General features: G+C 60.5%; 13 protein-coding genes and 2 pseudogenes. 3 read left to right on the plus strand and 12 right to left on the minus strand.

The window, feature by feature from the left end:
• Positions 1 to 573: 573 nt before the first annotated feature.
• The 8 genes and pseudogenes from AC0C6X_RS25870 to AC0C6X_RS25905 all read right to left on the minus strand — a co-directional run bounded on the left by AC0C6X_RS25870 (position 574) and on the right by AC0C6X_RS25905 (position 9,339).
• The gene (locus AC0C6X_RS25870) at positions 574 to 843 is read right to left on the minus strand and encodes a tautomerase family protein (protein ID WP_472955984.1); all 270 of its coding nucleotides are present in this window, start codon (positions 841 to 843) and stop codon (positions 574 to 576) included.
• Complete coding sequence (proC, locus tag AC0C6X_RS25875; RefSeq protein WP_472955948.1) at positions 839 to 1,672, minus strand: pyrroline-5-carboxylate reductase; 834 nt, start codon at positions 1,670 to 1,672, stop codon at positions 839 to 841. The genes AC0C6X_RS25870 and proC overlap by 5 nt, the downstream gene beginning before the upstream one ends.
• Before the next feature lie 79 nt (positions 1,673 to 1,751).
• On the minus strand, positions 1,752 to 3,221 hold the full coding sequence (locus AC0C6X_RS25880; RefSeq protein ID WP_472955950.1) for an APC family permease: 1,470 nt from the start codon (positions 3,219 to 3,221) through the stop codon (positions 1,752 to 1,754).
• A gap of 47 nt (positions 3,222 to 3,268) precedes the next feature.
• Positions 3,269 to 4,849 carry a hydantoinase B/oxoprolinase family protein gene (locus AC0C6X_RS25885; protein ID WP_472955952.1) on the minus strand — a complete coding sequence of 527 codons (1,581 nt, stop codon included), beginning with the start codon at positions 4,847 to 4,849 and terminating at the stop codon, positions 3,269 to 3,271.
• Positions 4,846 to 6,858: a hydantoinase/oxoprolinase family protein gene (locus AC0C6X_RS25890; RefSeq protein WP_472955954.1), complete on the minus strand. Its 2,013-nt coding sequence runs from the start codon at positions 6,856 to 6,858 to the stop codon at positions 4,846 to 4,848. The genes AC0C6X_RS25885 and AC0C6X_RS25890 overlap by 4 nt, the downstream gene beginning before the upstream one ends.
• Positions 6,859 to 6,917: 59 nt before the next feature.
• A complete protein-coding gene (locus AC0C6X_RS25895; protein ID WP_472955956.1) occupies positions 6,918 to 7,256 on the minus strand; it encodes an antibiotic biosynthesis monooxygenase family protein in 339 nt (112 codons plus the stop codon).
• A 184-nt stretch (positions 7,257 to 7,440) separates the two neighbouring features.
• On the minus strand, positions 7,441 to 8,019 hold the full coding sequence (locus tag AC0C6X_RS25900) for a helix-turn-helix domain-containing protein (protein ID WP_472955987.1): 579 nt from the start codon (positions 8,017 to 8,019) through the stop codon (positions 7,441 to 7,443).
• 561 nt (positions 8,020 to 8,580) lie between these two features.
• Positions 8,581 to 9,339 (minus strand): annotated as a pseudogene (locus tag AC0C6X_RS25905) (transposase).
• Between the two features lie 324 nt (positions 9,340 to 9,663).
• Between AC0C6X_RS25905 and AC0C6X_RS25910 the strand changes: the two are divergent.
• Genes AC0C6X_RS25910 through AC0C6X_RS25920 form a run of 3 tightly spaced genes read left to right on the plus strand, consistent with a single transcriptional unit; the run spans position 9,664 to position 10,815 of the window.
• The gene (locus AC0C6X_RS25910) at positions 9,664 to 10,248 is read left to right on the plus strand and encodes a DNA-binding protein (RefSeq protein ID WP_472955957.1); all 585 of its coding nucleotides are present in this window, start codon (positions 9,664 to 9,666) and stop codon (positions 10,246 to 10,248) included.
• A complete protein-coding gene (locus AC0C6X_RS25915; protein ID WP_472955959.1) occupies positions 10,238 to 10,744 on the plus strand; it encodes a PIN domain-containing protein in 507 nt (168 codons plus the stop codon). Before AC0C6X_RS25910 ends, AC0C6X_RS25915 begins: the two co-directional genes overlap by 11 nt.
• The gene (locus AC0C6X_RS25920) at positions 10,708 to 10,815 is read left to right on the plus strand and encodes a hypothetical protein (RefSeq protein ID WP_472955990.1); all 108 of its coding nucleotides are present in this window, start codon (positions 10,708 to 10,710) and stop codon (positions 10,813 to 10,815) included. Before AC0C6X_RS25915 ends, AC0C6X_RS25920 begins: the two co-directional genes overlap by 37 nt.
• A 62-nt stretch (positions 10,816 to 10,877) precedes the next feature.
• On the opposite strand, the pseudogene scpB reads toward AC0C6X_RS25920, so the two are convergent.
• The 4 genes and pseudogenes from scpB to AC0C6X_RS25940 form a co-directional block, all read right to left on the minus strand.
• Positions 10,878 to 11,498, minus strand: a pseudogene (scpB, locus tag AC0C6X_RS25925) (SMC-Scp complex subunit ScpB); the annotation flags it as partial.
• Between the two features lie 306 nt (positions 11,499 to 11,804).
• Positions 11,805 to 12,587 carry an SDR family oxidoreductase gene (locus AC0C6X_RS25930; RefSeq protein WP_173519284.1) on the minus strand — a complete coding sequence of 261 codons (783 nt, stop codon included), beginning with the start codon at positions 12,585 to 12,587 and terminating at the stop codon, positions 11,805 to 11,807.
• 15 nt (positions 12,588 to 12,602) lie between these two features.
• Positions 12,603 to 13,799, minus strand: coding sequence for an aminotransferase class V-fold PLP-dependent enzyme (locus AC0C6X_RS25935; protein WP_173519285.1), 1,197 nt, complete (start codon positions 13,797 to 13,799; stop codon positions 12,603 to 12,605).
• Positions 13,793 to 14,299, minus strand: coding sequence for a RidA family protein (locus AC0C6X_RS25940; RefSeq protein WP_312033060.1), 507 nt, complete (start codon positions 14,297 to 14,299; stop codon positions 13,793 to 13,795). The genes AC0C6X_RS25935 and AC0C6X_RS25940 overlap by 7 nt, the downstream gene beginning before the upstream one ends.
• Positions 14,300 to 14,309: the final 10 nt, after the last annotated feature.

The raw sequence follows: 14,309 nt of genomic DNA on the forward strand, positions 1-14,309 counted from the left end.
TCCTGAAGTTCGCGAATGCGGGCAAGTTAGTTTCCGAACCGGAACATTGTCAACACAATTATTCCGAATCGGCAGAAAATATCTGCCGTTTCGGAACCTCGGTATTCTGATTGTTGTGATCATCGGCGGCTAGCCAGCGCAGAACTAGTGGCAAGTTGGCCAGTAAGAGGCGATCCGCCCGCCGAAGGGTGCAGCCATTCGGACCAGCTTCTAAAGTGTCTCGTTTGGATCGTTTTTTGCCGAATCGGCACTATAGCGGTAGCGGCAAACGAGGCACACGCGCGATGTTCAGCGAATACAATCCCTCGGCAGAGGGGACTTGAGAACGGTCAACTGAAATTACCCGAGCTGGGATATCGTTATCCTGAGCATTACCGCTGTCGTTGGTCTACGGTGACGGCGGAGATCGATCGATGGATGCATCGGCGCAAGAAGCGGCTATCAGTCGACGAACCAGGCGGCGCCTGCTGCAACAGCAATGACATAACCGATCGTGCCGCAACTTCCGTCGTTGAACAATTTGGCCCCTTGCCCAACAACGAAAGCTTGCCGGACAAGAGATTGTTGAATGTTCTATGGCTTGTGACGTTGCGACAGGAGCTTGCCGGAGAATGCCCAATTGTCGTCGCTGACGTCATTGAAGACGATGCTCACAGAGTCAGGCGTGCACCCACAATGGTCGACCAGTGCACGTGTAACAGCCTCGGCCGTTTTCTGCTTTTGCGCGACGGTACGACCTTCGGACAGGTCAATTCTTATCCAGGGCATATGGTTTCCTTTCCAGAAGCGGTTGATGGTAAAAGTGCTTTCGGGGACGGTGAAGCAGAGGGCAAGATCGCTAATTTTGTTCGATCGCCAACTCCCTGGCTCGCGCCGCGGCCGCGCCGACGGCCTGCCGTAAGAGCCATGGCATCGCCTCCGCTTGCTCGAGAACCGTCAGCCCCGCTGCAGTTGTGCCGCCAGGGCTTGCGACCGCCTGCTTGAGTTCAAGTGGTGAACGCGCATCCTGATCGAGGAGTCCGGCAGCACCAACAATGACCTGACGCGCGAACAAATCGGCTGCTTCCTTCGAAATACCGATCTGTTCGGCTGCCTGCTGCAGATGTTGCGCGAAGGAGAAGACATATCCCGGTCCGCTGCCGGTGATCGCGGTGGCAAGGTCGATTTCATCTTCCGATATCAGCCAGTGGAACCGCCCTATGGCCCCGAAAACAACCTCGACGAATTCTCGATCCTCGGACGACATCGCGCCATCTGCATAGCCAACGCTGATCGCTTTCCGCACACTCGCGGCAAGGTTTGGCATAACCCGCACCAGCCGTGAATTGGGAGCCACGCCCCGTTCCAGTGAGGAAAGAGGCGTTCCCGCAGCGATCGATATGATCAATGACGCTTGCAGATTTGCCTGAGCGCTCAAGAGTGCCCTAACCGCATCACCCGGTTTGACCGCCACAACGCAGACATCGAACTGCTCGGCACCGAGCACGGCACAATCGCTTACGATCCTGACTTCAAGCTGCTCACCCAACAGCCTCTTGGCCTTTTCCTCGTCTGAGTCAAAGACGGTCAGAGCGAGGTTCGCCATTGCCCCGTTGAGAGCACGTGCAATTGCGGATCCCATGTTTCCGCAACCGATCAGCAGTACAGAGCATCGTTTCGAGAAAAGCGACACGATCTTTCGACTCCAGCGTTTTTGACGTTCGACGTCGCTTCCGCAACCGATCCGCGGAAGCGACGCATGACAGCAGATGCTACTTCTCGCCCCAATGGCCGATCATGCGGTACTCGGCGGGGCGGTTGCGGCGCATCCAGAAGGCGCGACTGATCCCGACCGCCAGAACAACAAGATTGATGCTCGGAAGGATCCAGTTGATCGCTCCGTCTCGTCCGGTAAACATCGGTATGTTGATGAGCACGTAGAAGACGACGACGGCGAGCGCGAGCGCCGAAACCGCGGGAGCGATCTTGCCTTCCCATAGCGAGACACCGCGGCTGTCACGCCAGAAGAATGCGAGAATGGACAGCGCCGTCAGCAGTTCCATCGCCGGAATGCTGACCGCGACCGGCACACTTCCGACGACGAAGAGATCAAGGTAGGGATCAAGCCCCTGCCAAGCGCAATACAACAGTACCAGGGCGCTGAAGGCGGTATGGCTCAAGCTCGCGACCCAGGCAGAGCCACTTTCCTTCGACTTCTTAGCAAACACGGGATTGATGGCGCGGTCCCGACCGAGCGCATAGAGATAACGCGCGGTGGCGTTATGGAAGGCGAGAATGGACGCAAACCAACTCCCGACGACAAGCAGCGTAATGACCTCGGCAAAGCCGGCCCCGACATACTGGCTCGCGGCCATGGTGAACATTTCGGTCGGCTTCTCGTTGGCAACGGCAACGGTCGCGCTGCCGAAGCCTTGCACGATCGCCCAGGTGACAATCGCCTGAAACACCGCGATCAGACCAATGGAGGCGAAGGTCGCCTTGCGCACGGTCGCCACGGGGTCGCGCACGTCCTCTCGAAAGAGCGCCGTGGCCTCGAAGCCCGCAAAGGCAGCAAAGACGACGAGCAGGACAACGCCAATTTCGCCGCCGGCTATGGTGTCCGGCCGAAACGGCTGGAACGACAGCCCCTCTGCGCCTCCCGCGACGACGATACCGGTTGAAAGCACGAGCAATACAGCGACTTCGACGAGCATGATGATGCCGAGCACACGGATGTTCAGCTCGACATTCAATACGCCGAGAATCCCCATCGCCGCCAATGCCCCGAACGCCCATGGTTCCCAGGAGGTTTGCACGCCCGTGATCGAGGCCAACGCCTGGCTTGCGAAGACCGCGAAGGGGCCAATCGCTCCCGTCGCGGCAATCGCATAGGCGAGCACGGCCACGAAGGCGGTACCGAGGCCGAGCGGACGCCCGAGGCCGGCGGCAATGTAGGAAAAGAGCGCGCCTGCGTTGGGCACGAAGCGCGTCATCGCGGTGTAACCGACGGCGAAGATCGCGAGAAATGCCCCGACCACCAGAAACATACCGGCAGTTCCGATGCCGCCCCGCCCGATCGCCAGCGGCGTCGAACCGACGGCAAAGCCCAATGGCGCTGCCGCTGCCACGACAAAGAACACCACGTCTTTGGCACCGAGCCGCCCTCCCCCGGCGCCCGTCGACGCGTCGGTTAAACTTTGCGCGCCCGGGCCGGGTTCATCCGACGAGTATATGTTGGTCATCACATTCCCCTTTTATTGCTATTTGGAGCTTGTCTTGCGCGTCTTGGTCAGGCCGCCCTGCCGAAGCCGCCTCCGCCGCCGGTCATGATCGACAGCCGATCGCCCACAGCGAGCGGGATCCCGTTGGCTTTCAGAAGATCGACCCGGTTGATGCTGCCGGATACTTCCACGCGTGGCGGCAGACCGGGCTCGCCGCCCATCAATCCCCAGGCCGGCGTTATCGAACGGTCGAGCCAGAGATAGAGCTGGGTCGGCGCGTCGAAGCGGTACCGCCGCACGATGCCGCAACCGCCGCGGCGCTGGCCCGCCCCACCGGACCCTTCGCGGATGGCATATTCGGTGACGGTCACCGGATAGCGCGCTTCCAACGCCTCTACCGGCGTGTTCCGGAAGCTGCCGTTCAGCACGTTGATGACGCCATCGGCGCCGTCGGCCTTGGCCGATGCTCCCCATCCACCGGCATGTGCCTCAACGCACATGTAGGACTGGGCCGGATCCTGTGGATCCTGACCGGCAAAGTAGGTGATCATCGAGTCACCGAACTGAGCAGCGGTGACGCGATCGTGCAGCACGGAGGAGAACGCGCTGATGAAGAGGTCGATCAAGAGACCGAACGACGAGTAGTACCACGCACAGGCCGCCGGCTCGAGCGCGTCATGCAACGATCCCGGTCGGGTGAGGATCTCGATATTGCGGAAACATCCGCCATCAAACGAGCGCTCAGGCGCCAGAAGCATCTTGTAGGCGACCCGCAGTGCGGCAATCGTCTGGGCGCGACCGCAGTTGATCGGCCCCTTCGTGGCGTTGGGGCTATCGGTCAGGTCAACGATGAGGTGTTCACCCTTCACATGGACCTTGATTGCGATCGGAACCGGCTGGCCGAGCACGATGCCATCATTGTCCAGATAGCCCTTGCCTTCGTAGGTTCCGTCAGGAATTGCCGCAACTGATTGGCGATCCGCCATTTCGCTTTGACGAAAAATCTCGTCTCGGCAGGCCTCGACGGTGGCAAGGCCAAAGCGGTTGATGATTTCCAGCATCCGCCGCTGACCTGTCCGGCAAGCGGCGATCATGGCGTTGATGTCGCCGACGATGAGGTCCTTGCTGCGGCTGTTCCTGCGAATGATGTCGATGATGTCTTCGACCGGGCCATACTTATTGCCGATCTTTACCGGCCCGAAGCGTATTCCCTCCTGATAGACCTCGGTGGTCTCGGTTCCGCCGCCAGGATCGCGCCCACCGACATCGGTGACGTCGGCACGTGCCGCGACATAGCCAACCAGCTCCCCTTCGAGAAACAACGGCGCGAACATCGTCACGTCGGTGAGGTGCGTCCCCTGAATATAGGGGTCGTTGAAGAAGACGATATCGCCGTCCTCAAGCCAAGCTTTCCCACCGCGCAGCCGCACGGCTTCCTTGACGGCCTGATCGAGGCTGCCAAGGAAGAGGGGCAGGCCGCTCGACTGTCCAAGAACGTCGGCATTGCGGTCAAGCAGGGCGACGGCTGCATCGCCGTTCTCATAGATCAGCGGCTGAAAGGCCGATCGCACCAAAGTGGCCAGCATGTCGTCTGCAGCGGACAGGAACAGGTTTCGAACGATCTCGGTGGTAACGACGTCGACGGTCATTGGTTGATTTTCCTGAGGATTAGAGTTCCGAACTGTTGTTGGCTCGCGGCCCATCCGGGCGGCACGAGCGTCGTTGAACCGTCTTCCAAAATGATCGCAGGGCCGGTGATGACATCCCGGCGGCCGAGGCCTTCGCGGTGAACGATGCGCGCCTCGTGACGCTTACCATCAATGGTCACGGTGCGCCTCGCTTCACCTCGCATCTCGGCCTCTGTGTGACGGTCGATAAAATCGGCGCCGATCCTTCCGGTCGCAGCAAGCCGCGTCTGGACGAGTTCAACCGGCGCGCCGGGCATCGAATGCCCAAAGCGCTGACGATAGGTGTCGTGGAACGCCTGCAGCAAACTTTCCGGATCAACCATCTCGACAGAGACCGGATGGGCCTGGCCGGCGTAACGCATCTCCACCGTCGTGACGTAGCTGGATGCCGCTTCCTCGACGCCTTCCTCCTTCAGAAGTCTGGCGCCCTGTTCGCGCAGCAAGTCATGTGTCCGCTGCAAGAGCGACCGCGCATTCGGGTCGTGGGCGAGACCACTCAGCGGCGCCGAGACGTCATGGCGAATGTCGGCGTGCAACATGCCCCAGGCCGACAGCACACCAGTCCCAAAGGGGACGATGACCTCCGAAATTCCAAGCTCGTCGGCCAGAGCCGCACCATGCAGAGGACCGGCCCCGCCAAAGGCGAGGAGCGTGAACTCGCGGGGATCGATGCCGCGGCGCATGGTCAACGTGCGGATGGCATTGGCCATCATTGCGTTCGCAACCGCGAGCACGCCCGCAGCGGCAGCATCCACATCGATTCCCAGTTCACGGGCCAGTGAACCCATCGCCTCCCGGGCGGCGCCAACATCGAGATTCATCCGACCGCCGAGGAACCAGTCGGGATCGATCCGCCCCAGGAGAAGCTGCGCGTCCGTAACCGTCGGCTGCGTTCCGCCCAGTCCGTAGCAGGCGGGACCTGGGTTGGCGCCGGCGCTCAGGGGACCGACGCGCAATCCGCCAGCTTCCGCCCGTGCGATTGATCCGCCGCCCGCGCCGATCGTGTGCAGTTCCACTACCGGCATTTTCAGCACGTTGTCGGCAATGTCCCCTTCCGCCGACAAAGTCATCCGGCCGCCGATCACCAGGCTCACGTCCGAGGAAGTTCCGCCCATATCAATCCCGATGATGTTCGGCCGGTTGAGCGATTTCGAGATTGTCTCGGCAGCGACCACGCCTCCCGCCGGCCCCGAGAGGATCGTTTGAATGGGCTGACGCGCAACGAGTTCCGCCGAACAAATACCGCCGCTCGAGCGCATCACGTGGAGGGGTGCCGCGCATTCCCTTGCGCCAAGCTCGCGTACCAGTGCAGCGAGATAGGTTTCAACGGTGCGGGCGACATAGCCCGTGGCGACGGTCGTTGATGTCCGCTCGAATTCGCCTTGTTCCGGCGCGATCTCGTGGGAAAGCACCACGGAGACCTGAGGCAACCGCCTCTGAAGCAGCGCCTTGCACTCGAGCTCATGTGCTGGGTTCTTGTGGGCGTGCAGAAAACACACCGCGACGCTGCGCACACCTTCGGTGCTCAGCCAACTGACAAGATTTTCAATGTCCGCCACATCAAGCCGTGTCTCGACGGAGCCATCGTGGCGAATGCGCTCGCGAACCGTATGGATGTCTCGTGAGTGAACCAACGGATCGGGCTTCTTAGGCTTCAGGCTCCAGATGTCCTTGTTGCCCGCTCGTCCGAGAGACAACACATCGTGGAAGCCTTCGGTGGTCACCAGCGCGATACGCTCGCCGGTGCGGGACAGGATAGCGTTCAACCCCGCTGTCGTGCCGTGAACGAGAAAACCGATTTCACTTGCAATGCCAAGCTCATCGAGCCCCCGCAGCATTCCCTTTGCAGGCTCACGGGGGGTGCTGAGAACCTTGTATGTTCGAGTGCTGTTCGCGTGGGTATCCATGATGACGATATCAGTGAACGTTCCTCCGATATCGACCCCGACACGCAAATGAGACGAACTCATTTCTTCCTCCATTTCTATAATATATTCAATTCATTACGCTTGCTGGCGGTGACCGCCGGCTAGCGAGACACGGACGTGTTCTGGTGAGTGGCGAGGCGTGCAACCTCGTAGAGCCTCGCTGGCGCCACTGCGCCGTTGCCTTCGGCAAGCAAAGGCTGCATCTGCACGCCGTCCTCGTGGCGCCCGGCAGACTCAAGCCATGTCTGGTAGCTCTCCACAGACGCCCAGAGCGCCGTGACAAGCACCTCGGCGCCATCGGGCAAAAGGTTTTGAACCTCGACGCCGAGGCACCCCGGAGATGCCAGGGCTCGCTCCGGGATCTTTCGGGACTCGAAGAACCGGACCAGGTCCTGGCTCTGCCCCGGCTTTGGCCTTAAACTCAGCACACTTCTGATCATGAACGTCTCGCTGTCAGCTTGGGTTGGCACTGGTGCAAACCTGTTGGACCTGTTCGGATGCTTTCTCTAGCCAACGAGAGATCGTCTTCCGCCGGCGGATACCGGCGGAAAGTGCGACTGCGCTGGATCTGAGTTTTCGTAATTACGCGCTCTTACTCAATGAGCGCCCAGGTATTCGCAGGAGTCAGGCCGTGGCTTGCGCCTCGTCTCCGAAATATTCCATCGTGCAAGTGTGGAGCATCACCGCAATGCGGTCCGTATGATTCCAGGTCGTGTGCGTTCGCGTCGAAGCGAAGTGTAAGGAGTCCCCTTGCTCCAGCACATAGACGGTTCCCTCCACCTCGACCGTCAAGGCCCCCTCGACCATGAAGATGAACTCCTCTCCCTCATGGCGCATCGGCTCGGTCCGGCGCCCTGGCGGCTCGGTAATAAGCGCACTGCTCAGCACACTTCCGGGAAACTTGGTGGAGAGACGCTCGTAGGTCGCGGAGTTCGGACCAATCGCATAGGGGACCCGCTTGTTGTGGCGGGTTTCGGCACTGTCGCCAGCCGGCTGGTCCAAAAACAGGTTGATAGAACTGTCGAGGGCACGTGACAATGCGACCAGTGACGTGAGCGACGGCATCGTCTGGCCGCGCTCAATCTGGGAAATGAAGCTAAAGGAAAGTCCCGACTTCTCGGCAACGTCCTTCAAGGTGAGCTTCAGTTCCTTACGGCGACGGCGCAGCCGTTCTGTAAGCGGCACGGCGCCGGAACCAATCATCTGGTCCACAGTAAATCCCTCCCAGAATTGTGCTGTAGCTACAATTTCACGCAAACCAACGCCGCCGTCAAGAGGAATTGTGATGAGAGTACAATTTTCGTCGCCCCCCCGCATCCGAAGGCTATTTTTGGATACCGGAATATGTCGCCTTGAGGTCCCGTCAGGGGTGTATAGCGGCCTGCACCGTGGCAGAGTGAGGTCGCTAGATATTTAGCTGAAGGCCAACCATGCCGATGTCTACCGCGCCCACATGGAAATAATCAGCGATGAGCGAGCGGCTAAAGAGTTCCCGACGATACATTATGCAATCCTTCTGTAACGGGCGCTGCGTCAATCCCTTGTGCGCTCAATCCCTCGCCGAGTGCTTGCTTCTGTCCGCAGTCGGAGCTTTGCCGCTGCTCTATGGGGTCTGCTGAGGACCGGTTGGCCAATCTAGAACGGCGCAGTCACCGCGTGCTGCTGATCGCATAACGGCCTAACCATCGTCCCGGCGAAGGGACCTTGCTGCGGAGGGCTGATGGCGGTGCCCTTCCGAAGGCCTGTCTTGTCGTCTCCTCCCGATCAAGCCGCCAGGGCGGACGCCAGCTTATGAGGAATGAAGTTGGTTCTGTCCCTGAGCATGCAATGCAACACCACCGCCAGCTTGCGGGCCAGCGCGACACGCGCCTTTCTGGGACCGGCCCGTCTGGCGACGCCAACGCCCAGCCCTTCAGGTCGGAACTTTTGACCGGTCGCGTCAGGATGACATTGGCCGCCTCGTAGAGCGCGGTTCGCACGCTGCCATCGCCGATCTTCGAGATGCGGCCGCTGTGATCGGTCTGGCCCGATTGATATTTCTTCGACGTCAACCCGAAGTGCGGCCCCACCGAGCGGGAGGAGCGGAAGCGTTCCGGCGCGTCGACGGCGGCCACAAACGTCAGCGCCACCAGCACGCCAACGCCGGGCGTCGTCATCAACCGAAGTGCGTTGTCGTCCTGGCGGGCGATGGCACGCAGCTTGCGCTCAAAACCTGCAAATTTCTGCACAAGCGCGTCGCGCACTTTGAGCAGTGCCGTCGCGGTCGCTTCCAAGGTCGAATGGCCTGCAATCAGCTCGCGGATGCGCCCCGCGCGTCTCGATCAGTTCGACGCAAAGACCTGCTTTCATCATCCCGGCATGCAGCCACTGCGACAAGGGGCCCGCCTCCAGGCCAATGCGCTCCATCGCCACGCCGTGCGCGCCGAACCAGGCGATCAGCGCATCGGGTTCGCTGAGGATCTTTGCTTCCCGCACAATGTGGCCATCCGCATCCACCACGCACACACACGTCGATGCCGGCATACTGCTTCATGGTCGTTTCTCCGTGATGCTATGGCGCAGGCCACTCCTGACTCCGCGACACCATCATTGTGAGGGACGACCACCGGCCCTTCAAACTTGCCGGGCTGGGTTCCGCCCGTTACACCATCTGGAAGCACAGACCGGGAACAGATCTCCCCTAGCCGGGCCTTGCCCGCGATGCGGGCCATTCGCTCCGAGCGCTGTTCCTTTGAAGGTATCGGCCATGGCCCGATACTAACCGAGCATCGTATGACTGGGAAAATGACGTGGATTCCGGTGCGCATAGGCGCCTGACAGAACGGCTTGGCGGCAGAAATATCAGGTTTGGAAAGCCGCCTGACTGCAGAGCGTCGGTGGCGAGGCGGCGACCCACATCGCCGCCGACGCGATCAAGTAGGCAGGCTTTCAGTTATTGCAGTTACGGGCCCTGCCCACTATATTGGTGATCAAGGAGACATCGCCACGGCCAGGCAGATCGTTCATTTCGCCGGATTGTTGGATCGCGACCGTAAGACAGCCTCGCCGCTGCCGAAACTGGCCGCCGGCGACAGGCTGGAACTTCATGTTCGTCATGCAGGTGGCAAGGAACAGACGCTCTCGATCCCGCCCTCGGCCGCCGCGGCAGTTGAAGCGCTTTTGGCGCATATGCTGCGCGGCGAGCGAGTCGCCGTCCTGGCCGAAGACCAGGAATTGAGCCCGACTGAGGCGTCGGCCATTCTCGGCATCTCTCGTCCACTCGTCGTCCTGCGCATGGATCGGGGCGACCTGCCATTCCGCTATGTTGGCAAACACCGCCGCGCCTTGCTGAAGGACGTGCTCGCGCTGAAATCCAGGCTCGACGCCCGTCAGGCCGCGATGGAAGCGCTTACTGAGGACACAGAGGACCTGATCGAGACCCATGGCCTCTAAACCGCCCGTCGCGGTCTATGATGCCTGCGTCCTCTACCCCTTTCCTCTGCGCAACGTCCTGATCCAGTGCGCCTTTGACGGTCTCGTCGAGGCGCGCTGGAGCGATGACATCCATGACGAGTGGATGCGCAACCTTACCGCCAACACTCCGGATTTGTCCATAGAACGCCTGGAGACCACGCGGGACAGGATGAAGGCCGTCCTGCCGGAGGCGGACGTGACGAATTATCCCCCGTTGGTCGCCGACCTCAAATTACCTGACCCTGACGATCGGCATGTCCTCGCCGCCGCCATCGCCGGGAAAGCCTCCACCATCGTCACCTGGAATCTCAAGGATTTTCCAGCATCAGACCTCCTCCCCTACGGTGTAACCAGCCAGTCGCCAGATGATTTCCTGACCGATCTCATGCGGCGTTTCCCGACGCGCTCATTTCCAGTGTCGAACGCGCCCGACTCAATCTGCGCAAGACAACGCCATCGGTTGAAGCGTTCGTGAACGCGCTTCAGCAAAGCGGGTTGAAGAAATTTTCAGACGTGCTCCGCCGAAACATCATTGGGCTGAAGTGAGCCGGCGTGATCCATACAGAGATCGACAACCGAATACCCTCGCGCCGACGGCAGCAGCCCCATTCCTCCTCACTTTCGGCCACGACTGAAAGCCGCTCCTCTTGCACGGCAGCTCTGCTTAGCAACCCGGCGTCTTCGAGCGCTTCGATGTCGGGGAGGTCGCGTAGCGTTTCCATGCCAAAAGCGGAGAGGAAGTACTTCGTTGTGACATAGGTGTACGGCGCGCCGGGCGTCGGGCTGCGCGACCCAGAGGAAATAAACCCGGCGGCACGCAGCGCCCCGATCGTATCGCGGCTGACCTCCTTGCCGAATATCTTGCTGAGCTCCCCACGCGTGACCGGCTGAAAATATCCCACCGCCATCAGCACCATCGCCTCGAACTCCGACAGCGCCGCCGCCCCTCCCCGCGTCGGCGCCGACGAAGCGCGGATGGTTTCTCCAAAACGCGCACGGGTGCGGTGCTGCCAGCCGCCGGCGACGGAGACGAGTTCATAAGGCCGGTCACGCAGTTCCTCGATGAGGTCGTCGATCAGCAGGTCGATGCTGCAGTCCTTGCCGACGACCCTCACCAGCGTCTCGCGGGTCACCGGCTCGGCCGAGGCGAAAATCACCGCCTCCACCCGCAGCATCCATTCGCGCCAGCGCAGTTCCGGCGGCAGGTCCTCGAGCTCGCGATCATACATCAACTCGGGCGTCACTCGATGGGGGCAGATTTCTTTCAGCGGTGCGAAGGCACCGGCAATGCCGGGGTGAGAATCCCGGCACAGCACCCAGCGAGGATTGCGGACCTCGACCGGCCGAAGACGGTTCGGATCTGGCGTGCGGATCACCGGACAGCTGATGCTACAAAGGAAAGTCCATCTGGACGCCGCACGGGAACGACCTCTGAGTGAGTGTCGTTCCCGTTCGGGTTCCATCCATTATGTCGTCTGTCTGCGAGCATGAATTGCAGTCAGCGAAATGGGCCGCATGCCGCGAGACGTTGGAACTCAAGCAAGCGTCGACCTGAAAGCGCCACCGTCGAGCAGGATATTCTGGCCGACAATGTAGCCTGCATACTGGCTGCAAAGAAATGCCGCGGTAGCGCCGAACTCCTCAATCGTGCCGAAGCGCCCGGTCGGATTCTCCGCATGCGCCTCCTGCCGCGCCTGGTCGATTGAGATGCCCTTCATTTCTGCCCTTCGCTGGAGAAGCACGGCTACACGATCAGTCTCATGCGCCCCTGGTAGGAGGTTGTTGATCGTTACGCCATGTTTCGCGACTTGCCTCGCCGTCCCTGCCACGAAACCGGTCAGTCCGCTGCGCGATGCGTTGGACAGGCCCAACTCCGGGATCGGTGACTTTACTGACGCGGAGGTGATGTTGACGACGCGCCCCCAGCTCCTATCGATCATGCCGGGCAGAACCGCTTTCATCAGCAAGATTGGGGTCAGCATGTTGGCGTTCAGTGCGTTCAACCATTCATTCGTCTCCCAATCAGACCACAGCCCAGGCGGCGGTCCCCCTGCATTGGTGACGAGGATGTCGGCTTTCGGTTCCGCTTCGAGAAGCTCTTGCCGTCCTTCTACGGTCGTTACGTCGGCGACCACGGCATAGACTTCGGCGTCTGCCAATTCCCGAAGCTCCCTCGCGGTGGCCTCCAGCGTGTCCCGGCTACGACCGTTCAGGGTAACGATCACGCCCGCCTCCGCAAGTTTCTGCGCCACGCCTCTGCCCAGCCCTTTTGAACTCGCGCAGACGATCGCACGCTTGCCCCTTATTCCCAAATCCATCGCAGTTCCGTCCTTCTATTGGATTGCATCTTTTGCGATTTGTTCAACCGCATAGACGAGGCCATCGACCTCCCCCGCGGTATTGAAGTAACTGACCGAGGCTCGGGCTATTTCCTGTAGTCCGCGCGCCGTCATGTCGAAGGGCGTGTAGGGTATGCCGTTTGCCCCGATTGAGATGCTTTTGGCGGCTAGCTTGCTTCTCACAACCGATGCCGAAATTCCCGCCACGGCAAAAGATACAAGGCCCGACTGTTTCGTACCGAGGTCGCGCATCTCGACTCCTGGAATACGTTTCAACCCTTCGCGAAGCCGGGTTGCCAGTAGGGCGATGCGGGCTTGGATCGCCTCGACACCCAACTCCGAAGCCAGCGCGATCGCCTCGCCGAGCCCCAGGAGTAGTGATATAGGCGCTTCGGACGTTTCGAATAGACGAGCGTCTTTCCTCAGCTCGACTTTTCCATTCACGAGAGGGCCGGAGCTCACATCAACGAAACCGGGATCGAGCTTCTCAAGGAACTTGGAGCGAACGTAGACGAGAGCCGTTCCGCGCGGCCCTCTAACGTATTTCCTGCCGGCCGCCTTGAGAACATCGCAACCTATCCTCGACACATCGATAGGGAGCTGACCAAGTGCCTGCCCGGCATCCACGAAGTATGGGATGCGAGCCGCGTTGGCGACCCGCCCGATGGCTTCGGCGTCGTTTATCAGTCCCCCGTTGGCAGGAAGCCATGTAAGCGAGATGAGGCGCACGTTGTCGTCGATCATTGCCGAAAGAGCGTTCGCATCGACACTGCCGTCGTCCATGCAGGGAATGATCTCGATGCTTGCCCCGGCATGGCTTGCCGCACGCTGCATCGATGCGACATTACCGCCCCATTCCTGTCGGCCAATTAGAATGCGCTCGCCCGACCTCAGCTGTGGCAACGCAGCAAACACGCTCCCCCAAAGGGCAGACCCCGATCCACCGAACGCAACCTCGCCTTCGTCGGCGCCGATGAACTTGGCAGCGTTGGTACGAAGCATCGCGAGCTCGTCCGCAACCAGTGCGGCAGCTTCCATCGGACCTCGCCTCGATTCCAGCATCAAGTGTCCGATAATTGCTTCGGTGACCCGCCTCGGTGGGAGCGAAGCTCCGGCGTGATTGAAGTGCCTTCGCTCGGCGCAGCCGGGTGTGTCGTTGCGCAGGCTGTCGATTTTTGCATCGGTCAGCATCTGGTCTCCTCCAGTTCCACGACCGCATCGATCTCGACGGCTGCCCCCGAGGGAAGCGAACTGACACCAATGGCTGCTCTGGTGTGCTGCCCGGCTTCGCCGAACACCGCAACCATAAGGTCGGAGGCACCGTTTGCAATCTTCGACTGATCCTTGAACTCGCTCGTTGCCGTGACGAACACGCCGAGCTTCACGATGCGACGGACAGACGAAAGCGAACCGTCTGTTTTGGCGGCGATCAGTCCGAGAAGGTTAAGGGCTGCGATAAGCGCCGCTTGCACCCCCTGCTCGTGGGATATGTCCGCACCCAGGGTGCCTGCAATGATCTCACCATCTGGCGCCTTGCTGATCTGACCTGATATGAACAAGAGGTTGCCCGTGCGGACCACCGAAATGTAGTTCGCAGCCGGAGAAGTCGGTGCGGGGAGTTCCAGGCCAAGAGTAGCCAGTTTGTCACGGATAGATATCGTCATTGCTTTCTCCTTTTCTTCTTGCTTCATGGAAGAAATC

This window comes from Ensifer sp. VA4 (assembly GCF_055710065.1).